Genomic DNA, 21,038 nt, shown 5'->3' on the forward strand with positions numbered 1-21,038 from the left:
CCGGTGTTCTTCCTGATATCTACGCATTTCACCGCTACACCAGGAATTCCCTCTGCCCCGAACGTACTCTAGCCGTGTAGTTTCCACTGCTTTTATCATGTTGAGCATGACTCTTTAACAGCAGACTTACATGGCCACCTGCGGACGCTTTACGCCCAATCATTCCGGATAACGCTTGCATCCTCCGTATTACCGCGGCTGCTGGCACGGAGTTAGCCGATGCTTATTCCTCAGGTACCGTCATTTTTTTCTTCCCTGAGAAAAGAGGTTTACGACCCAAGAGCCTTCCTCCCTCACGCGGTATTGCTCCGTCAGGCTTTCGCCCATTGCGGAAAATTCCCCACTGCTGCCTCCCGTAGGAGTCTGGGCCGTGTCTCAGTCCCAGTGTGGCTGATCATCCTCTCAGACCAGCTACTGATCGTCGCCTTGGTAGGCTCTTACCCCACCAACTAGCTAATCAGACGCGAGCTCATCTCCAGGCAATTAATCTTTCACCTCTCGGCATATCCGGTATTAGCAGTCGTTTCCAACTGTTGTCCCCGACCTGAAGCCAGATTCTCACGCGTTACTCACCCGTCCGCCACTAAATCCCTAAGGATTCCGTTCGACTTGCATGTGTTAAGCATACCGCCAGCGTTCATCCTGAGCCAGGATCAAACTCTCCATTTTGGTTCGTTCTTCTTAAGCTCTAATTCTTTAACCTCTTCAATCCTCTATTTTTCTTTCCAGGATTGTTCAGTTGATTTTTTTGACGAGGAATGGTCGTCTCTATTCTTTCAAAGTATTATTATCTTTTCTCGGTTCAGCGCATTGGGCTTTTGCCCTCACTTAATAAACATACCAACTCTTCCTCTTTTCTGTCAAGGGGTTCTGAAAACTTTTTTTGGTTCGCTTCTATGGCAAGGATCGGGATGGCTGGCCGCCTTATGTATACAGGGTTTTTGGATTGATTATGGGTGGGCATCCCTTTATTTGCGTAAATGGCTAGAATCAAAATGTTGACTTAACCTATTTTTCCTTCAGGTTTTGAGTACTGTATCTTGTTCCCGATGTCATCAAACTATTGATAGTCAGGCAATTTCTTGTCCCTATTGCCGGATTACTCTCAAAGCCTATGGACACCCTGGAGTTCCCTTACACCGATCAAATGGGGACTATTATTTGTGTGAAAGCTGCGTCTATCACCAAGATGATAGTTGTAATTTTCCTCAACGTCCTTATGCTAAAAGCTGCACGCTTTATCAAAATCTAGAAGAGAGTAAATTAGAGTTATTAGTACAGCAGAGTAAAAACATTGGATTAGCCGTTGTAAAAAACTGGCTTCAACGCCATCAAACCTTGCTGCTACTAATTTTTATATTTTTGATATGTCTGCTTGTTGCCCTGTAACCCACATTCCGCAGATATTAAAGTAAATTTAGGAATTAAAAATTTAGAAAAAGTAAAGCCTGAAAAGATTGCCTAGCAAAGATTTCAGGCTTTTTTGGTAAAATAATAAGCGTCAAATAGAGAAGGGAAAAAACAATGAAAGAGTCAAAAGAGGTCATGAAAATCCTAGATATAGACCATTTAGGAATAGTAGCGGGAATAATAGACGAGATGGAATTGGTAGAAGAAGTGAATAAAATGGTGGGAATAAAAACAAAAGAAATTCTCACACCAGGACAAGTAGTAAAAGCAATGATCTTATATGGATTAGGCTTTTTAAGCGCCCCATTATATCTATTTGGGGAATTTTTTGTAGGAAAAGCAACAGAACATTTAATAGGAGAAGGAGTATTGCCAGAGCATTTAAATGACGATAAACTAGGAAGAGAACTAGACAAATATCATCAAATAGGAACAACAAAAATATTTACAGCAGTAGCCATAAAATCAGCCCATAAATTCCAAGTAGAAAGCAAGAGTATTCATTTAGATGGAACATCAATGAGTGTAGAAGGAGAGTACAAAAAAGAAATCGAAGAAATAGACGAAACAAAGCAAGAAACAGGAGAAAATAAATTAGAGATAGAAGCAGAGATGAAAGCAATAGAAATAGTGCATGGATACTCAAGAGATAAAAGACCAGACCTCAAACAATTTATCATAGACATGATAGTAACAGGAGATGGAGACATCCCCTTATATTTAAAAGTAGATTCAGGAAATGTAGATGATAAAAGTGTATTTGTAGAAAGATTAAAAGAATTTAAAAAACAATGGACATTTGAGGGAATATGTGTAGCATATAGTGCCTTATATACAGCAGAAAACTTAGCAGCAATGAGAGAAATAAAATGGATAACAAGAGTACCATTAAGTATCAAAGAAGCAAAAAATAAAATCGTAGGCATAAAAGAATTGGAATGGAAAGATAGTCAAATATCAGGGTATAAAATAGCAGCTAAAGAATCAGAATATGGAGGGATAAAACAAAGATGGGTAATCGTCGAAAGTGAAATAAGAAAAAAATCAAGTATCCAACAAGTAGAAAAACAAGTAAAAAAACAGGAATCAAAAGCAAAAGCCTTACTTAGTAAACTATCCAGGCAAGAGTTTGCTTGTCAGCCAGATGCTAAAATAGCAATAGAAAAGTTATCAAAATCCTGGAAATATCACCAAATAAAAGAAATTGAGTACATAGAGAAACCAGAATATAAAACAGCAGGTAGACCAAGTAAATTGACCGAACCAAGTCAAATAAAATATCAAGTTAAAGGTCAAATAGAAATAAGAGAAGAAGTAATAGAAGCTGAAAAAATTAAGGCAGGTAGATTTATATTAGCAACGAATATCTTAGATAACAATGAATTGAGTGATGAGCAGGTATTAGAGGAATATAAAGCCCAACAATCCAACGAGAGAGGATTTAGATTTTTAAAAGACCCGTTGTTTTTTACATCAAGTGTATTTGTCAAAACCCCGGAAAGAGTAGAAGCAATAGCAATGATAATGGGATTGTGTTTGTTGGTCTATAACCTCGCACAAAGAAAGTTAAGACAAGAATTAGCTAAATTCGATGATGGGATTAGAAATCAAGTTAATAAAATCACAAATAAACCGACAATGAGGTGGGTATTTCAGATGTTTCAGGCTGTACATTTGGTAATTATAAATGGACAGAAACAAATGAGCAATTTAACAGAGGAACGTGAAAAGATTGTTAGATACTTAGGAAAGAGTTGTAGTAAATATTATCTAATTACTTGATGTGGTTTATTTGACCGAAAAAGATGCAGATAGTTCAAGGGTAAAATTAGTAAATATAAATTTTTAGCGAAGATGTAAATATTCTTGGCTGTAATTGTCATGTTTATTTTACCCGAAATTACTAATTTAATATAGAGAGAGAAGATATTTTAAAACCTCATAAAATGAAGTTACTTAATATGCTCTATTTTTTGGCAAACAAAGTTAAACTCAACCAGAAAAATTAGGCAGATAAAATTTTCCTGGCTGGAATTTTTCAAAAATATCAATAATCTAAGTCACATCTGCGGAATGTGGGCTGTAAGCATCCTAGCATCCTAAAATGAATATAGATAACAATTCAAAATTCCAAATAAATTCACTGCCCAAGCGTCAAGTTGTTGTAATTTCAGAAACTTCATTAGTAGTTTCTAGGACGGGTGGTGATACTTCTTCAACAATGTCTAAATCAAACCAAAAAGTAGTACCTACACCAACTTCACTGACTAAATTGACTTGACTGTGATGTCTTTCCATGATGTTTCTGACAATGGACAGACCTAAACCTGTGCCTTCGAGAGTGTGAACTCGATTTTCTACTCGGAAAAAGCGGTCAAAGATGGCTTGTTGGTCTTCTGTGCCAATACCAATTCCTGTATCACTGATTTCGATCCGCACTTTGGAACGATAATTATCTTCGTGCCGCAGTTCTGGGAGTGCAGAGTTTCCGTCAGAAGCAGAAAAGGTAGAGTGTGGTTGAGGATTTACCTGGTAGGCTCGGATGGCTACTTTGCCACCTGCTGGGCTAAACTTCAGAGCGTTACCGATTAGGTTACCAAATACTTGCAATAATAAATCATAATTACCTATAACTAAAGGCAGGTTAGGAGCAACTTCTTGAACAAGTTCAATTCCTTTATCTCTAGCATTGAGTTGATAAGTACGCAATGTTTGCTCTAGTGCTTGCGCTAAATCTACACCATCAAAATTGTAAGTACGACCGGATTCAAGTTTTGATAAATCTAGGACATCGTTGACTAACCGGGTAAGTCTGTCGGTTTCATGATTGACAGTTTCGAGAAATTCACGTCGTTCTTCTATATCTAGGTCTTCACCATAATCATGCAGGGTTTCTATATAGGTTTTGATGTTAAAGAGTGGTGTTCGGAGTTCGTGAGAGATATTGCTGATAAATTGGCTTTTGGCTTCATTCAGTTCTACTTCACGGGTGATATCTTGAACTGTAATGGCGATACCTTTAATACTTTCTCGTTGTAGGTTAAGTACTGTAGTTAAGAGAATACGGATTGTGCGTTTGGTTGGTTGATCGAGGGGGATACGAAATTCGGCACTTTCACGTTCTCCTGCGGCCATTTCGTATAATGTGCGGGTGATTTCCATTTGGACGCTTTGAGGTAGATGATGCAATACATTTCTACCTACTACATCAATGCCTTCCCAAGCAAAAATTCGCCGCGCTGTGGGATTGACTAAAATTACCTGCATATTATTATCAATTAATACTGCACCATCAGCAATGGTGGAAACCAAGGTTTCTAACTTGGCTTTTTCGGCTGTTAGTTCTTCAATATTTTGCTCTTCATAGCGCTCTAGGCGTTCTGCCATTTCATTAAAGCTAAAAATAAGCTCACCTAGTTCTCCTCCTAGAGGTAAGTCAATTCGCTGTTTAAAATTTCCAGCAGCAATTTGTTTTACCCCTACAAGTAGTTCTTTAATTGGTTTAGTAATGGTTAAGGCGTTAATGACTCCTGCTAAAATCACCATGACCCAAATAGTGATGAAGACGGCTATGGTGACATCACGGGTGAAGTTGGTAGATATGACTGCGGTTTGGTTGGGGTTGATACCGACTGCTAAGACACCTAAATATTTTTGACTGACTATTAGAGGGATAAATACATCGGTGACTACACCATCTGGAGTGTTATGTTGACGTACCATTGGTTGGTCATCATTTCCAGGATAATCTTCTGGTAGTTGTATTTTTCGCTTGATGGTAAGGGAGTTTTCTACCTCTGGTTCCCAAAAAGGAATGCCAAAAAAGATTTTTCCGGTTTCATCAGCGTAAAGCATATAGCGCACGCTGGAGGTGCTGCTGTAGAAGCGTTGGGAAAATTGGGCAACTTCTGTGAGATTTTGATCAGCAATGAGTGGGGCAACGTTAGATGCAAGTAGTAGTCCTAGATCACGACCAAAGCGGGTATCGTTGAGACGTGCATCTTGCTGAATTGTGTTTACTGCCCAGAAAGTCAGACCACTCATCACCAGCGAAACGACCAAGGTAGCGACAGCTAGGAGTTTGGTTTGGAGGGTGAACTCGTACCACCAATGAGCGAGTGTTTTCGATACGCCATTGGCAAACGCATCTCGGATTGTTGTTAAAAAAGCCAGCATCTTAAATATACTTAAAATATTATTGTTAATAGTTCTGTGTTTTCTACCCTAACAACTTAAAAATTAACAGTTAATTCTACAAAAGTGTTAGGGAGAAATTAGGAAGAGGAATGATAGGGTGGTGGAAAAATCGAAAAACTACTAACCTGCTAACTTAATTATTCGTTTTTCAGGATTCTATGACCGATATCTCTACGGTAATACACTCCTGGAAATTGAATGTGTTCGATACTAGCATATGCTTGAGCGATCGCTTGTGGGAAATTTTCGCCCGTTGCAGTGATATTTAAAACTCTACCACCATCTGTCACGATTTGTTGGGCTGTATTTAAGTTCGTACCGGCGTGAAATACAATTGCTCCGGCAGTTTCAGCTTCTTCAATACCAGTGATTACTTTGCCTTTTTCATAATCTCCAGGATAACCACCTGAAGCTGCCACTACAGTAGCAGCAGACCCTTGTTTCCAAGCAATTGGCGGCATTTCTCCTAAACGCTGTTGAATACAAGCCAAGATTAAATCTTCTAAAGGTGTCTCTAGTAATGGCAATATGACTTGCGTTTCCGGATCACCAAAGCGACAGTTAAATTCTAAAACTTGAAAATTGCCATCAGGTGAAACCATTAACCCAGCATACAGTACGCCTCGGTAGTCAATACCTGCGGTTCTTAAAGCTGCGATCGCTTTTTCTAACACTTCTGTTTGAACACGTGCCATCAACTCGGCTGTAGCAATGGGTGCTGGTGCATAAGCTCCCATTCCCCCAGTATTTTCTCCTGTATCGCCCTCCCCAATACGTTTATGATCTTGAGCAGGTAATAACGGACGAATTGTTAAACCATCTGTTAATGCTAAAACAGAAACTTCTTCTCCTAGCAAACATTCTTCAATAACAACAAAATTGCCTGCACTGCCAAACTGCCCTTGAAAAATCGCATCAATGGCATTTTCTGCCTGTTCTAAAGTTTGAGCGACTATCACACCCTTCCCAGCGGCTAGTCCGTCAGCTTTGACAACTATTGGCACTCCTTCCCCTTTTACATAAGATTTTGCTGCGGCTGCTTCTGTAAATACCGCTGCCTTGGCTGTGGGAATTCCGGCTTTCTGCATCAAAGCCTTAGCCCAAGCCTTACTCGCTTCAATTTGCGCTCCTGCCTTAACTGGGCCAAATACCATCAGTCCTTGACTTTGGAGATAGTCTGTAATTCCATTGGCCAAAGGCACTTCTGGCCCCACCACTACTAAAGAAATATCATTTTCTAAAGTAAATTGACTGATACCTGCAAAGTCATTAACTGAGAGGGGCAGGTTTTGGCAACCTTCCATACTTGCTGTACCTCCATTTCCAGGGACACAGACAATTTGCTCAATTTTCTTTGATTGCAGCAGTTTCCACGCTAGAGCGTGTTCACGTCCCCCATTACCTACAATTAAAACCTTCACTGATTTCCTCGTGCGTCTCTTGCGAAACGAGAATGCCTCAAGGCTACTCGCAGATCAATTTTTTCACTAATTATCCTTCTAATCAAGGGTAACTGGAGATTGGGAATCGGGTACAAATTCCTCTAGAATCCAGTTGGGTGATATTTTTCGTGAATTATGCGACTGAATTAATTGGTATTTTGATGAATTTGTCCACAAGTAAAATTCATCACTGTGAATTAAAATTGTAATGATTTCGTTAATTCCTGTATTTTTTAAGTAAAGATGAACATGAGTACTTAAAAATATATCCTTAATTAGTTTAAGTGTTAAATAGTTAACTTGACTCTGCTTAAAAAAATCAAAAACTAAGTGACATGACTAAAATTATCGTTACTGGGGCTGCTGGGTTTATAGGTTCTCACCTGGTTAATACATTATTGCAACGGGGAGAAGAAGTAATTGGCATTGATGAATTTAATGATTACTATGATCCACTGTTAAAGCGAAAAAATATTGCTACCTGCGAGCGATCGCCTAACTTTACCTTAATCGAAGGCGATATTCAATTTCTCGATTTACCAAAAATTTTCCAAAATGTAGAGGTAGTCTATCATCAGGCAGCACAAGCTGGGGTAAGAAATTCTTGGGGACAAGGCTTTCGGGCTTACACTGAACGCAATATTAGTGCTACACAAGTGTTATTAGAAGCGGCAAAAGATGCAAAATCTCTAAAAAGGTTAGTATTTGCTTCTACATCGAGTGTATATGGTGATGCCGAAACCTTACCTACTCATGAAAAAATTGCTCCTCAACCAGTTTCACCCTATGGTATTACCAAGTTAGCAGCTGAAAGATTGTGTGAACTATACCATAAAAATTTTGGTGTCCCTTTTGTATCCTTGCGCTATTTCACTGTTTATGGGCCAAGACAACGCCCAGATATGGCGTTTCATAAATTTTTTAAAGCTGTTTTAGAGGATGAAGCAATTCCTGTGTATGGTGATGGACAGCAAACGAGAGATTTTACATTTGTCAGTGATGCCGTCGCTGCCAATTTAGCTGCTGCTAGTGTACCAGAAGCCATAGGGGAAATTTTTAATATTGGTGGTGGTAGTAGGGTGGTTTTGTCAGAAGTGTTAGATACGATGGCGGACATTGTTGGTAAGCCTATTAAACGCAACCATATTGAAAAAGCTATGGGAGATGCGCGTCACACTGCTGCTGATGTATCTAAGGCGCGGAAAATTTTGGGATATCAGCCACAAGTTTCTCTGAGAGATGGTTTGAGTAAGGAATGGGAGTGGGTTAAAAGTTTGTATAGTTGAGGCATTTCAACATACAGCAGAATATGGCTTACGCCACGCTACGCTATCAGGAGTTAGCCCTTCGACTTCGCTCAGGGTAAGAAGTTAGAAGTAAGACTGGGTTTGTGTATGGGTTTCAATTTAGATTTTGTACCTCCTGACTACACAAACTGCTGTAAATCTTTTTTGATTTTCCCTAAATTTGGGGAAGAGATGCTTTATTCTTCCTTTTCCCCTTTTACATTTCTTTCAAAAGTTCGTTGATGTAGAAATATTTGTATAGTTAATTTATGTTTTCAGTTATTCGTTAGATATCATATCGTAAATGTTGGGTTATGCCTTCGGCACGCTACGCGAACGTTCCTCAACCCAACCTACAAGATCAGCGAACTGACAAGTCAGCGCTTGCGGGACGAAGCACATAGGTTTGCAGTGAGTTTCCATCGTCAGCAAAGAAGTGATAAACTAAAGCGATCGCGTTTAGATGAAATTTCCGGTCTATGACAACATCGGCAAAAGTTACTTTTAGCAAAAATTCTCGTAGCTTGGGAAATTGATGAGTTTTCTTGAGAAGGCTAAAATCAAATTTTTTGTCTTTTGTAGCTACAAATACTACTCTTTCTCTATTTTGTGGTAAACCAAAATCTTTAGAATTAAGTATCTCGTAGTTAACTACATAACCTATATCTTCTAAAGAATATAATCTAAAGAATATAATATTACTTCTAATGTTTTACTTTGATCATGATGTAATATATGCTTAACATTTTCAAGAATAACTACAGGAGGTTTTATATATTCAATGATTTCACATATATGAAAAAATAAAGTTCCTCTAGTATCATGAAAGCCTTTTTTTCTGCCACAAATACTAAAAGGTTGACAAGGAAAACCAGCCGTTAAAACATCGAAATAAGGTAAATTTCTAAAATCAATTTTTCTGATATCGTCTGCGGGAATTTCCCCAAAATTATTAAACTAGACTTTTTGGCAAGCTTCATTAATTTCACATGAATATACACAGTCATATCCTGCTTTTTCAAAACCTAATCTAAAACCTCCAATACCTGCAAATAGGTCAGCAAATTTGAGTTTAAATTTTTCCATAAAAAATTAGTTAAGTATCATCTAATACAAACAAATAGACTTAATATTATAGCAAAGTTTAAGACAACATCTTCAAAACTTGAGATTATATGATATATTTATCCACTAATTTTCAGAAGCTACTATAATCTTCAACAGCGCTGTATTAATTCCACTTTGGTAAGATATTCACCGGATACCAAATATTAATTAAATATAAAAATACAAATTTTGTGACTTAAACTACAGTTTTTCTCAGTCTGTAGCGGTTGAATACAAAGACAGACTATTTTGAAACAAGAGGAAAACACGACTGTCTCAAAGATTTATAGCTAGGGATCACCAATAACCTCAGAAGAAATCACAGCAAAGGTAAATTTCTATATCTAAAGTGTGAGGGCGATGAAGTATAAAAGTTAGGATAATGACTAAGAATATCAAAATTTTTTCTGTTAAAGTTCGTTAAGAAAAGTTAGCCAATTTTACGGCTGAATATTTACTGACTAGAGTTACAGTTTTTGCCAATTTTTCCAAAATTTTATTAAATCCAGGGGTTTTAAAATGCAAGTTTTACAAAAAATTCACTGCCCAAATTGCGGCAGTGCAGCTGAACGTCACTATATTGCTGAAAGTCAAATCACACGGACACAATGCCCAAGTTGTGATTACTTGATGATCACCTGCACTCGCACTGGTAAAGTCATTGAGGCTTATGCCCCAGGCATTTACGCAAAAAGGTAAAAGATTGGGGACTAGTTAAATAATTTGTAATTACGAATTACGAATTATCTTTTACTCGTTCTCAATTGTCCACAAGCTGCGTCAGCTTCTAAACCACGGGAGTAACGGACACTAACAGCAGTGTTTTGCTGTTGGAGAACGTTAACGAAGGCTTGAATACGATCGCGGTTTGGTCTTTTATAATCTACTTCCTCAATGGGGTTGTAAGGAATCAAATTCACATGACTTTGAAAACCCCGTAAACGTTTTGATAATTCCAAAGCGTGTTCTGGTAAGTCGTTTACCCCAGCGAGGAGGATATATTCAAAGGTGACTCTGCGTCCTGTTATTTCTACATATTCTCGACATTCATCGAGTAAGTCTTCTATGGGGTAGGGTTTAGCACTGGGAATGAGTTGTTCCCGCAATGCTTGGTTAGGTGCGTGGAGACTGACAGCGAGGGTAATTTGGAAAAGGTGTTCAGCTAATTGACGAATGCGATCGCGGATGCCTACAGTAGAAACTGTGAGCGATCGCGCTCCTATGCCCACATCTTGATTAATGGACTTAATCGCAGAGATGACATTTTCCGTATTCAACAACGGTTCACCCATCCCCATAAACACCACATTACTCACCCGTTGCTGAAAATCTTCTTGTACAGTCAAAACCTGATCAACAATTTCTGCACAGCTAAGATTGCGTTTATAGCCTCCTTTCCCAGTAGCACAGAAATCACAAGCCATTGGACAACCAACTTGAGTAGAAACGCATACCGTTAACCGCTTATCACTGGGGATACCAACAGTTTCGACAATTTCCCCATCTGCGAGTTTCAACAGATATTTTACAGTGTCATCTGGGGCAACAGAACGGTAATGTAGAGTTGAGCGGCCAATGGGAACATCTGCAACTTGCTCACGCCAACTTTTTGGGAACACAGAAATATCAGCGAGCGATCGCACACCCTTATGATAGATCCAATCATGCAATTGCTTACCCCGATAAGCAGGTTGTCCCTGCTGCTGAACCCAAGCAGTTAACTCCGCTACCGAAGCACCGAGAAGGGGGAGAACAAGTTCAGAATTTTCGGATGTGGGTAAACCTACCTGAGATACAAACGGTGTAGCAGACATAAAAAATTACTAATTGATGCAGGATCTCTATCCTACAACCCTCAAAATAATTCGTAATTCGTAATTCGTAATTCGTAATTAGAATTAGTGTGTTAGCGTAGTGTAACGCACTAGGAGCTTGAGATGGTGCGTTACTACAAATACTGAGATTTTTTCAAAAATAAAATCAGATTCCTTTCTTAACCAAAAGTTGTGCTATTCCAACCCCACATTGCACCTTTTGCATCGGCAAATTCTATGTAAATTCGATTTTTAGGAACACCCAAAACTTGATTAATTTGCTGGCAAAATTCCTGACTCATAGCTGAAGTTTGTTTAGGTTTCATTGTGCCAACACTCTTAATTTCAATATAGCAAACTGGGTCTGTAGTTCCGGCAAAAGTCATGGGTATTTCTGGTTCAAACGCAGTCATTACATAGGATTCCGGTTTACCTGTATGTTTAGCTAATTTAGCGGAAAGACCTTTAAGCATTGACTCAATTTCACTCTTTTCCGGGGCAGCTACAGAAGTTTGGACTTTAATTAGTGGCATAATCAAAAATTTTAAATTGACAATTGCTAATACAAATTCTATGTCAGGTGAAACTCACAACGGCTTAATCATTTGATTCTATCGTTAGGGGTTGAGCATTGTGCTTTACCCCTACCTATCTGGGTTTTTCGTAATTTTGCAAAAGTCCATGTCCCAACCGTGTTTAGTATACACAAAATATCAGTTACTTAAGACTCGGTACTCGCTACTCGCTACTCAGTACTAAAGATGAGATGAACGAAACAAATGATTATGTTCAGGATGGTATAAACGAGAGCGACCTGTTACTGGTAAAAGTGCGGGGCTAATTACATAAAGTGTAGTTCTGAGTAATTGTTCTTTGTAGGTGCAAGTTGCCATTTCGTCAAGAGGAACAACCAGAATTTTTTCATCAGGCCAACCAATGCGAAAGCAAATTGCTACTTGAGTTTGGGCTGGGTAATGTTCTAGTAGTTTGGTTTGAGCATCAGCGACATGACGCGCACTCAAATATAAGCAAAGACTAGCTTGATGTGATGCTAAAGTAGCTAATTCTTCTGTCGCGGGGACTTCTGTCCGTCCACTGATACGGGTGAGGATGATAGTTTGCACTAAACCAGGGACAGTTAATTCTACCTTCAGTTTAGCCGCAGCAGCTTGGAAAGCACTGATCCCAGGGATGACCTCAAAAGGGATGTTGGCCTCGGCTAAAAGCTGCATTTGCTCGTGGATAGCACTATAAAGACTAGGATCACCGGAATGAAGACGAACCACAGATTTGTGCGATCGCACCCCTTCAATCATAATCGGTAAAATCTCTTCTAAAGTCTTATTTGCCGTCCGCATAATCTCAGCATCTTGACGACAAATATCTAAAATTTGTTCTGGTATTAAGGAATCAGCAAATAAAATTACATCAGCAGCAGCCAGCAGTTTTTGGGCTTTCACCGTCAATAAATCAGGATCTCCAGGCCCTGCTCCCACAATATATACCGCTGATTCTAAGGGATGTTGCATCACACTGGCGTAACTCAAATCATTCGTACATTCAGTCATATAAACTCACACAACAATTCCGCAACAAAAAAATCTTTGGCATTTGCATCAGAGCCTTTCCGGATTAACTCCCTTTCCCTAGTAGAGAGAAATGGTAGATGCACCCTGGTTAAGCCCTAGAGAGAACTCTGGGGCATTTTTTATTTTTAGTCATGGTAATTAGTGATTGGTCATTGGTGATACCTGAGTTCGACATAAGATAATAGGAGTCTCAAACCCTTATTCTCTCGCTCTTGAAAATCATAACTCCGTTCGCGTAGCGCCTCCGTTCGGCGAAGCCGTGCCGTAGGCATAGGAGAAACTCCTAACACCGAACTCCTAACACCGAACTCAGGTGGTGATGGGGTTATTAACCTCTCCCTAGTCCCTAGTCCCCAGTCCCCATTACCCCATCACCTTTAGAGGGGGAAACGACATCGGGTAAAGGGCGTTTCAGAAAATAAAGCCAGGCTAAACCAGCCAAACCAAAGGACATTCCGGTTAAACTGACTATCTGCGCTATCCGTAGTGAACCTAGCATTAAACTATCTGTGCGTAAGCCTTCAATCCACAAGCGTCCTAAGCTGTAGGCTACCCAGTAAACTAGAAATAACGTCCCAACTTTTAGCCTTGGCTTGCTAGATAAAGCGCGAAAAAATAAAGTTAGCAGCAGTGCAAATACCATTAAATCCCACAAAGATTCGTAAAGAAACGTGGGATGGAAGTATTCAAAATTAGCCAAGCTAGGGGGACGACGCTCAGGGGGAATATATAACTTCCAGGGTAAGCTCGTAGGCCCGCCAAAAGCTTCAGAATTGAAAAAATTTCCCCAACGTCCGATCGCTTGCCCTAAAATCAGCGAAGGCGCTACCAAATCAGTTAATTGCCAAAAAGATATCTTTTTGAGTTTGGCAAAGATTAACGCCGCCGTTACACCGCCGATAATCGCCCCGTGAATGGCAATACCTCCTTGCCAAATCGCAATTATCCGTTCTGGATGCTGGGAATATTCTGACCATTGAAATAAAACGTAATATAGCCTGGCTGCGGGAATAGCTCCAATTACTAGCCAAATTGACAAATCGCTGATTAATTCTGGGTCAACGTGACGACGTTTTGCCAAATACTGGGAAAGACTAACGCCAATTAACACAGATGAGGCGATCAACAAACCATACCAGCGGATAACTATTGGCCCTAGTTTTAACAGAATCGGTCCTGGAGAAGTAAATTGAAACCCTAAGGGCAAAGCAAAAAAATCCAGTTCCATGCAAAATTACCTAAAAGAGTTGATTGACTACTGCTACGTTCCCGACCCTAAACATCATAAGCTGGGTGGAAATCAATTCAAAATAGGGAATAGGGAATAGGCAGAAGTTCAGGAGAAAGACTTAATTTTCCTCCCCACTCCCCCTGCCCCCTTGCTCCCTGCCTCTTCTGCCCCTTCTGTCGCTATAATTACCTAAAGCCGTTTGATATATATGAATGATTGCTATTTATCCTGGAAGCTTCGACCCTATTACTTTAGGACACCTTGACCTGATTCAGAGGGGTAGTCGGCTGTTTGATGGGGTGATAGTGGCTGTATTGCGAAATCCTAACAAAATGCCACTGTTTACAGTACAACAAAGAATAGACCAAATTCGTCTGACTACAAAACATTTACCTAATGTGGAAGTAGACAGCTTCGACGGTCTGACCGTTAATTATGCCCAAATGCGACAAGCACAAGTTTTGTTACGCGGCTTACGAGCGGTTTCCGACTTTGAGATCGAGCTGCAAATGGCTCACACTAATAAAACACTTTCTACTCAAATTGAGACAGTTTTTCTGGCAACCTCAAATGAGTATAGTTTTTTAAGTAGTAGTGTGGTAAAAGAGATTGCAAAGTTTGGTGGCTCTGTCAATCATCTCGTTCCCCCACACATTGCCTTAGATATATACCAATGCTACAACCAAAACTCTCCCGCCCTGAATCTAATCACAACGGAAACAACCCCCCACTTCCAGAGCAACCTACTGGACCAACAGGTGTAGACATTCAGCTAGAACTCAACCGACTGGAGGATATTGTTCTTTCTGGTCTACAAATTCCCCTAGTGGGACGCACGCTAGTAGATGAAGACAAAATACTAGAACAGCTTGATTTTGTCCGCGTTTCTTTACCGTCGGTGTTTCAGGAAGCTGCGGAACTCCTCCAACAAAAGGAGGAAATCATGCTGGAAGCGGAAGAATATGGACAGCAGGTTGTGGAGTCAGCACAAGCCAAAAGAGCGCAAATTTTGGCTGAGAGCGATATTATCAGACAGGCAGAACGGGAAGCTGAACAGTTGCGGCGAAAAGTGCAGCAAGAGTGTGATGCAATGATGCAGGATACTCTGGCAGAAATTGAGCAAAAACGACGTGCTTGTATGCAGGAATTGGAGGAAATGAGACAAAGTGCGATCGCACAAGCTCAAGAAATTGAAGACGGTGCTGATCAATATGCCGATAATGTCCTGGAAAATATCGAACAGGATCTTCAGGAAATGTTGCGAATTATTACTAATGGTCGTCTACAACTGCGAGGAGATATTCCCAAGCAGCGTAATTCACCTAATCCTAAAAAGAGATAATCATTCGTAATTCATAATTGTGGCAAAGTTGAAAATCATCTTGATGCCTTACCTTTTCTGGTATTGCATCCAATTTTTATTACATACATGATGATTTATTATAAACGTTAAAATGTCTAAATCAGATACAGCAGTTTGTGTAGTTAGGAGGTACAACATCTAAATTCAAACCTATACACAAAGACAGTTTTACTCCTGACTCCTGAATTCTGCTGTCGCATCAATTAATAATTCACTTGATCAATATCGGTGTGGATAAAGTCATTACCTTTAAATAATAAAGGTTGATTTGTATATTTTGCCAAAGCAGAAGAAAAACAATCTCCCATATTCAGTTTTGCAGGATGACGACCCTTACCAAATTTCAAGAATGCTGCACTTGCTAATTGTGCCTGTTCTACAGTAAAAGGTACAATAGTTATAGACAATGCTGCAATTAATAAATTTAAATTTTCTACACCCTGCTGACCATGTTTAGTACCCAAAACTATTGATGCTTCAACATAACCTGGAGAAGAAAGTAAACAATCTTCGCTTTCGTTAATAAGTTGCAGAAAAATCAGTTCTTGCGGTTCAGCATAAATAATTGCCATGATAGCAGAAGTATCAATAACCATTATTCGGGGATTCCAAACTCGTTATAACCAATAATTTCATCAGGAGTTCTACTATCAAGCATAGGTAAATTTCTAATTTGATGACAAATACTATGAACAAGATTAATATCAATTTTGTTCTTTTTTCGATTTGGTAAGGAAATATGATGAGCTTGATATAAAAGTTTTCCTGTTATTTCCATTCCGGCAAAATTGGAAGGCATTTTCAGATACAAAAAACCATTTTCATCTACACGAGCATCAAAATTAATTTGTTGCATTGTCTTATCTTCCAAATTGAATTACAGAATTTTGGTTTACTTTTACCTCTATATGACATTGTAACATATTGTCAGAATCAGGATACCCAGGATTAAAGGATTTACAGGATTGTTATTTGATAGTTAATGGCTGTTGTTTATGTATTTATTCTTATAGCTCACTTCATTAATATCTACTTAATATTCTGTCTGAATCAGGATAAATAGGATTAGAAGAACAGCACAAGCAGTATTTTAATTGTGTTAAAGGATGTTTTAACTATTTCCAAAAGAAAGTGAGCAATTAGTCAATTAATTTCTGATTTATGCCTAGAATATAATGTTTTATTCAGTTGTATTTTTGCTATTTTTAAACAATTAAAAAATCATAATAGTGTGTTTTCCGTAATATTTATACAAGATAGTTTAGTAATATAAATCCTGAACAACAAAAACTGTTATAAAAAGCCGAAAGGAGTTTAAAAGCCGCAGAAATTAATAAAAGTCATATCTTCCTCCACTATCAATTAACAAAAGGATTTTCAATTTTCAGCCCAGTAATTCCTTTAAAATCACTGATATTTCTGTAGCGGCGATAATTGCATCAGGAAGCTTAATTTTATATTGTCGTTTTAATTAGATTGTCTGATTTTCAATTTCTCGTAACAATGGAACTGAGTTAAACTGGGATAGTAAATCTTCAATAGACTGTTCTTCCTCTTTTGATAAACCTGCAAAACTCAGTAATTCAATGCGGATGATCGGTGAAATTAGAATTTCGTGTAAATTCAGAAATTCTTCTGTAAACCATGAATTAACTGTGATGTCATCGGCTAGATAGTAAATAGAAGTATTGGTATCATAAAGATATCTCATTCTTCCCATTCCTGACGAAGAGTATCTAAATGAGCTAACATTGCTGCTTTTTTATGCTTTAAAATTCCTTTAGCTTGAATAATTTTTTCATAGTCCTTTTTCCAATTTAATAGCATTGATTCAGGTACATCTAACGTAATTGAATCTTCATCTTGAGATACAAGATAATGTCTTGGTATTTTGATTAATGGCATAGTTTTATGCTCCTGTTTCTCTCAATTTAGATTGTAACATAATGACGATATTACACATTATAAAATTGTCTGAATCAGGATACTCAGGATTAAAGGATTAACAGGATGATTACTAGAAGTGAATGATATATTGATTATTACGGTCATTTCATAAAAATTAACCTTTCTCTATAACAATCATCAACAACTAACAAAAAATCATTCAATCACATTCTGTACATCCTTACATCCTGGACATCCTGATTCTGACAACCACAACATTCACCACAACACAAAAAATCGTCCAATCACATTCTGTACATCCTCAAATCCTGGACATCCTGATTCAGACAATAATATGCTATTTTTAATGGTTCTTCGTACTTAATATGCTAAAATAACTTATCGAATCGTTAAAATCTTTGATTATATAAGGATTTAATGTAAATTTATCCTCGATTTGACATAAATTTATTATAAAAACGATGAAACCCTTTTTTATAAAGGTTATGGGTTAAATAAACTCGTATTTGGCATAACAAGTACCGAAGAGCCTTTTTAATACAGCATACATGAAACCAATCATTAACCAATTATGAATAATCCACAACAACCCAGAAAATACGATGCTGTGCTTGGTGGTAATAGTATGATGAGAGGACTTGTTATATCAAATATGAGTTTATTCACACCGCTTTATAAACAAATTTAGTTATGAAGAAGCCATCCATATTTAGATTTAAAAGTATTACCCATCGGTTGATATTTAGTTGTGTTGTGGCAGCGATCGCTATTTATGGGGTTTCCTATTGGCAAGCACGTAAACTGTTGCAAAAAAGTGTAGATGCTTGGTTGATTGATTTAGCTCAGTCTAGAATTGACACTGTTGCAAATGAGATGGAAGGGAAACTGCAAGCCATTGAGAGAAGTCTGCTGCTGTCGATTTATGGTATTGAAAAATCAGCACAAAATTCCAATGCTGTTAATCAAAGTGAACTGTTACCAATACTAACAACCCTAGTCGAAAAACAGCCTCAAATTCAGGCAGTTGCACTCATTAATGCCAGCAATATTCCTGGGACTGGATGGTACTATGACCGCCAAGGAAAATACACCAACCTGAATCCAGAAACAAGCAAAATTTGGCTAACTCGCTGCCAAATCAAGGGCAATACCCCTGCTAACTCAACGTTTTGGACACAACCCTATCCCCTCAATCATCCATCAGCTATCACTTATTGCGTTCCTTTATCTGTTAATAGTAATCCAAAAACTATCAATTGGCTGGCGATGGAAGTGAATTTAGATTGGGTATCTCCTAATATGGCAGAAAAGTTAGCCCAGTCAAATCAATCGCATGGTCTAGAATTGGGTAATTATTTTGTGTTTTCACCATCAAATGCACAATGGATTGTCAAACCAGAAAATCCCCAACTACTTCATCTATGGTTATCTCAACAAAATCATAGTTTAAATAACCAAAAACTAAGTCCGGGTTTAATTAATACTAAAAATAATTACCAAGGCATTTTGGTGACAACAAAGGTGAACTCTACAGATTGGATTGTCGGCATCACATTTCCATCTGCCAAGTTAGAGCAGTTCCAGCAGCAATACCTGTGGTTGGTAATTGTTTCTATGTCGAAAGATATGTTGTTGATATGTGTGGTAATTGCCTTTATTTCTCAACTTACTACCCGCCCTCTACGTCAACTCAACACTAGCACCCAAGAAATGGCTCAGGGCAACCTTGATACCATCCTACCCGCAGTTACTTCCGATGATGAAGTGGGGCGGTTAACCCAATCTTTTCGGCAAATGCGCGATTCTCTGCAACTGTATATCAGCAATCTGCAAGAGACAACAGCGGCTAAACAAAAACTAGAGAGCGAACTTTCTATAGCTGCCCAAATTCAGCGCACAATGGTTCCTAAGACTACTGTGGATAGCAGTCCCAATTCGCCATATCAGATATCTGCTTTATTGAAACCTGCGCGGATTGTGGGTGGTGATCTTTATGACTTTTTTCTCTTGGGAAGCGATCGCTTGTGTGTAATTATTGGCGATGTGGCTGATAAAGGATTCCCAGCAGCACTACTGATGGCACGCACAGTTACTTTAATTCGCACTCTCACCAAACCCTTCAATACCCCCAGCGAAATTCTGCAAACTGTTAATCAACAACTATGTGCCGAAAATGAAGAATGTTTATTTGTGACTGTATTTTGCGGTGTGATCGATTTACGTAGTGGCAAATTTATTTATGCCAGTGGTGGTCATGATGCTCCTATATTGATACACGAACAGCAGGTTAAGTATCTAGATTTGGAAACTAGCCCACCGCTGGGACTGTATGAAGATTCTCTGTTTGAGGAAAGTGAGTGTGTACTTGCTGCCAACGATTTAATCTTACTTTATACTGATGGCATCACAGAAGCGATGAACTCCCAGGGCGAGATATTTTCTGAAACCCGGTTAATTGAGATGATGACATCCTATCCACCAAGCAACCCAGCCCGTGCAGTTCGCACAATTGTACATTTTTGCCAGGAGTTTGTAGGGAATGCACCGCAATCAGATGATATTACCTTGTTAGCTGTGCAGTATCTACCGTCAAGTCCTTTTTCTCAAGCAGTAAATGTTATGGAATGGAACCTGACTCTCAACAGCGAGTTAACTGAGTTAGAGACAGTGAAACAAAGCTTAGGTAAGATTTTGCAGGCAGCTAGTCTGACTGTGGAATTGATTGAAGATGCCCAGTTAATTGTCGAAGAGGTTTTAGTCAATATTATTCAATATGGTTATGAAAATCACAGCAGCGGTTATATTGACTTGCGAGTTGAAATCAATGATCAACAGTTAATAATGACTTTTAAAGATAGTGGCAAGGCTTTTAATCCCTTTGAAATTGCCTTACCAGATATGATGATGGATGATGAAGAGCGCTCTCTGGGAGGATTTGGCTTTTTCTTGGTGCAAGAACTCGCAGAGCAAGTAGACTATGCTTATCTCAACGGTAAGAACATTCTGACAGTCCGGCAAGTGATCGCTAAAGTAGCTTAAAATCACCCAATTTCAGCTAAACTACACATAAATACTAGTTACAAAATAATAACCTATGTCATTGCAAATCTACGTAGAATCTACTAACCCCACTACCTTGTGTTTAGCATTGGATGGTCAGCTTGATACATTGACAGCAACGGATTTAGATAAATCTATTCACAATAGTTTGACACCGAACATCCAAACCCTGATTTTAGACCTCCAGAAATTGAATTTTATCTCCAGTGCCGGACTGCGAATTCTTGCCAAGGCACGAAAAACGATGAAATCAAGAGAGGGTAAGGTATATTTTACCCATCCTACTCCTCAAGTGAAGAAAGTATTTGATATCGTTAAAGCTGTTCCTCTCTCTGAGGTGTTTGCCAATACTCAAGAGTTAGATGCCTACTTGGAAGCCATGCAAGCTGAAGTAGATGGGGAAAGTGATTAAAATAATTCGTAGTAGTACCAACCGCAGGTTTTCTCACAGGATTTTTGATCAATGTTCACTTTAGCTCAAGTCAGTTTTGGTAGAAATAGCACTAGTTTAATTGGAATTATTTATTTACTTTTTGCGGTTGCTTACTTTTTAATCATGCTATTTTTGCTATTTTTACGCCGACCTAAACCTAGGAATTTAATATTGGTATTTTATATTATCCAATTAATA

19 protein-coding genes, 1 rRNA gene and 2 pseudogenes (1 of these 22 cut by a window edge) are annotated in these 21,038 nt (G+C 38.6%); 8 read left to right on the plus strand and 14 right to left on the minus strand.

The window, feature by feature from the left end; genetic code table 11:
- Nucleotides 1-669: ribosomal RNA gene (locus AC012T_RS09890) — 16S ribosomal RNA — on the minus strand; it reaches 820 nt to the left of the window's first position.
- 357 nt (nucleotides 670-1,026) lie between these two features.
- Here AC012T_RS09890 and AC012T_RS09895 point away from each other — a divergent pair.
- Nucleotides 1,027-1,389: a hypothetical protein gene (locus AC012T_RS09895; RefSeq protein WP_487065281.1), complete on the plus strand. Its 363-nt coding sequence runs from the start codon at nucleotides 1,027-1,029 to the stop codon at nucleotides 1,387-1,389.
- A 135-nt stretch (nucleotides 1,390-1,524) separates the two neighbouring features.
- Nucleotides 1,525-3,192, plus strand: a complete 1,668-nt coding sequence (locus AC012T_RS09900; protein WP_487065283.1) for an IS1634 family transposase — start codon at nucleotides 1,525-1,527, stop codon at nucleotides 3,190-3,192.
- Between the two features lie 372 nt (nucleotides 3,193-3,564).
- Here the strand turns inward: AC012T_RS09900 and nblS are convergent, their stop codons facing one another.
- Together nblS and purD are read right to left on the minus strand one after the other, a co-directional pair.
- Nucleotides 3,565-5,586 (minus strand): two-component system sensor histidine kinase NblS, encoded by a 2,022-nt coding sequence (gene nblS / locus AC012T_RS09905; protein WP_487065285.1) that lies wholly within the window; start codon nucleotides 5,584-5,586, stop codon nucleotides 3,565-3,567.
- Between the two features lie 158 nt (nucleotides 5,587-5,744).
- Nucleotides 5,745-7,028: a phosphoribosylamine--glycine ligase gene (gene purD / locus AC012T_RS09910; protein ID WP_487065287.1), complete on the minus strand. Its 1,284-nt coding sequence runs from the start codon at nucleotides 7,026-7,028 to the stop codon at nucleotides 5,745-5,747.
- 356 nt (nucleotides 7,029-7,384) lie between these two features.
- On the opposite strand from purD, the gene AC012T_RS09915 reads away from it, so the two are divergent.
- Nucleotides 7,385-8,335, plus strand: coding sequence for an NAD-dependent epimerase/dehydratase family protein (locus tag AC012T_RS09915; RefSeq protein ID WP_487065289.1), 951 nt, complete (start codon nucleotides 7,385-7,387; stop codon nucleotides 8,333-8,335).
- A gap of 361 nt (nucleotides 8,336-8,696) precedes the next feature.
- Here AC012T_RS09915 and AC012T_RS09920 read toward each other — a convergent pair whose 3' ends face one another.
- The 3 genes and pseudogenes from AC012T_RS09920 to AC012T_RS09930 all read right to left on the minus strand — a co-directional run bounded on the left by AC012T_RS09920 (nucleotide 8,697) and on the right by AC012T_RS09930 (nucleotide 9,421).
- A complete protein-coding gene (locus AC012T_RS09920) occupies nucleotides 8,697-8,846 on the minus strand; it encodes a hypothetical protein (protein WP_487065291.1) in 150 nt (49 codons plus the stop codon).
- Between the two features lie 33 nt (nucleotides 8,847-8,879).
- Nucleotides 8,880-9,044 (minus strand): annotated as a pseudogene (locus AC012T_RS09925) (DNA cytosine methyltransferase); the annotation flags it as partial.
- Nucleotides 9,005-9,421 (minus strand): annotated as a pseudogene (locus AC012T_RS09930) (DNA cytosine methyltransferase). The pseudogenes AC012T_RS09925 and AC012T_RS09930, both read right to left, overlap by 40 nt.
- 540 nt (nucleotides 9,422-9,961) lie before the next feature.
- Between AC012T_RS09930 and AC012T_RS09935 the strand changes: the two are divergent.
- Entirely contained in the window at nucleotides 9,962-10,141 is a 180-nt protein-coding gene (locus tag AC012T_RS09935) for a replication restart DNA helicase PriA (RefSeq protein ID WP_323309910.1), read from the plus strand.
- A 44-nt stretch (nucleotides 10,142-10,185) separates the two neighbouring features.
- On the opposite strand, the gene rlmN is transcribed toward AC012T_RS09935, so the two are convergent.
- From rlmN to lgt, 4 genes are all read right to left on the minus strand, one after another.
- On the minus strand, nucleotides 10,186-11,256 hold the full coding sequence (gene rlmN / locus AC012T_RS09940; protein WP_487065293.1) for a dual-specificity RNA methyltransferase RlmN: 1,071 nt from the start codon (nucleotides 11,254-11,256) through the stop codon (nucleotides 10,186-10,188).
- 179 nt (nucleotides 11,257-11,435) lie between these two features.
- Nucleotides 11,436-11,789 carry a phenylpyruvate tautomerase MIF-related protein gene (locus AC012T_RS09945; protein ID WP_487065295.1) on the minus strand — a complete coding sequence of 118 codons (354 nt, stop codon included), beginning with the start codon at nucleotides 11,787-11,789 and terminating at the stop codon, nucleotides 11,436-11,438.
- Nucleotides 11,790-12,011: 222 nt separating this feature from the next.
- Nucleotides 12,012-12,824, minus strand: a complete 813-nt coding sequence (cobM, locus tag AC012T_RS09950) for a precorrin-4 C(11)-methyltransferase (RefSeq protein WP_487065297.1) — start codon at nucleotides 12,822-12,824, stop codon at nucleotides 12,012-12,014.
- A 367-nt stretch (nucleotides 12,825-13,191) separates the two neighbouring features.
- Nucleotides 13,192-14,073: a prolipoprotein diacylglyceryl transferase gene (gene lgt / locus AC012T_RS09955; RefSeq protein ID WP_487065299.1), complete on the minus strand. Its 882-nt coding sequence runs from the start codon at nucleotides 14,071-14,073 to the stop codon at nucleotides 13,192-13,194.
- Nucleotides 14,074-14,288: 215 nt separating this feature from the next.
- Between lgt and coaD the strand changes: the two genes are divergently transcribed.
- Nucleotides 14,289-14,840 carry a pantetheine-phosphate adenylyltransferase gene (gene coaD, locus AC012T_RS09960; RefSeq protein ID WP_487065301.1) on the plus strand — a complete coding sequence of 184 codons (552 nt, stop codon included), beginning with the start codon at nucleotides 14,289-14,291 and terminating at the stop codon, nucleotides 14,838-14,840.
- Nucleotides 14,750-15,418, plus strand: coding sequence for an ATP synthase subunit B family protein (locus AC012T_RS09965; protein WP_487065303.1), 669 nt, complete (start codon nucleotides 14,750-14,752; stop codon nucleotides 15,416-15,418). Before coaD ends, AC012T_RS09965 begins: the two co-directional genes overlap by 91 nt.
- Before the next feature lie 224 nt (nucleotides 15,419-15,642).
- Here the strand turns inward: AC012T_RS09965 and AC012T_RS09970 are convergent, their stop codons facing one another.
- The 4 genes from AC012T_RS09970 to AC012T_RS09985 form a co-directional block, all read right to left on the minus strand.
- Nucleotides 15,643-16,035, minus strand: coding sequence for a type II toxin-antitoxin system VapC family toxin (locus tag AC012T_RS09970; protein WP_487065305.1), 393 nt, complete (start codon nucleotides 16,033-16,035; stop codon nucleotides 15,643-15,645).
- Nucleotides 16,035-16,295, minus strand: coding sequence for a hypothetical protein (locus AC012T_RS09975; protein ID WP_487065307.1), 261 nt, complete (start codon nucleotides 16,293-16,295; stop codon nucleotides 16,035-16,037). The genes AC012T_RS09970 and AC012T_RS09975 overlap by 1 nt, the downstream gene beginning before the upstream one ends.
- A gap of 615 nt (nucleotides 16,296-16,910) precedes the next feature.
- A complete protein-coding gene (locus AC012T_RS09980; RefSeq protein WP_487065309.1) occupies nucleotides 16,911-17,150 on the minus strand; it encodes a PIN domain-containing protein in 240 nt (79 codons plus the stop codon).
- Nucleotides 17,147-17,344 (minus strand): hypothetical protein, encoded by a 198-nt coding sequence (locus AC012T_RS09985; RefSeq protein ID WP_487065311.1) that lies wholly within the window; start codon nucleotides 17,342-17,344, stop codon nucleotides 17,147-17,149. The genes AC012T_RS09980 and AC012T_RS09985 overlap by 4 nt, the downstream gene beginning before the upstream one ends.
- Before the next feature lie 693 nt (nucleotides 17,345-18,037).
- On the opposite strand from AC012T_RS09985, the gene AC012T_RS09990 reads away from it, so the two are divergent.
- Together AC012T_RS09990 and AC012T_RS09995 are read left to right on the plus strand one after the other, a co-directional pair.
- Nucleotides 18,038-20,386, plus strand: a complete 2,349-nt coding sequence (locus AC012T_RS09990; RefSeq protein WP_487065313.1) for an ATP-binding SpoIIE family protein phosphatase — start codon at nucleotides 18,038-18,040, stop codon at nucleotides 20,384-20,386.
- 55 nt (nucleotides 20,387-20,441) lie between these two features.
- Nucleotides 20,442-20,819, plus strand: a complete 378-nt coding sequence (locus tag AC012T_RS09995) for an STAS domain-containing protein (protein ID WP_487065315.1) — start codon at nucleotides 20,442-20,444, stop codon at nucleotides 20,817-20,819.
- The last annotated feature ends 219 nt before the right edge of the window (nucleotides 20,820-21,038 follow it).

Source organism: Anabaena sp. EIM26, from assembly GCF_057568715.1.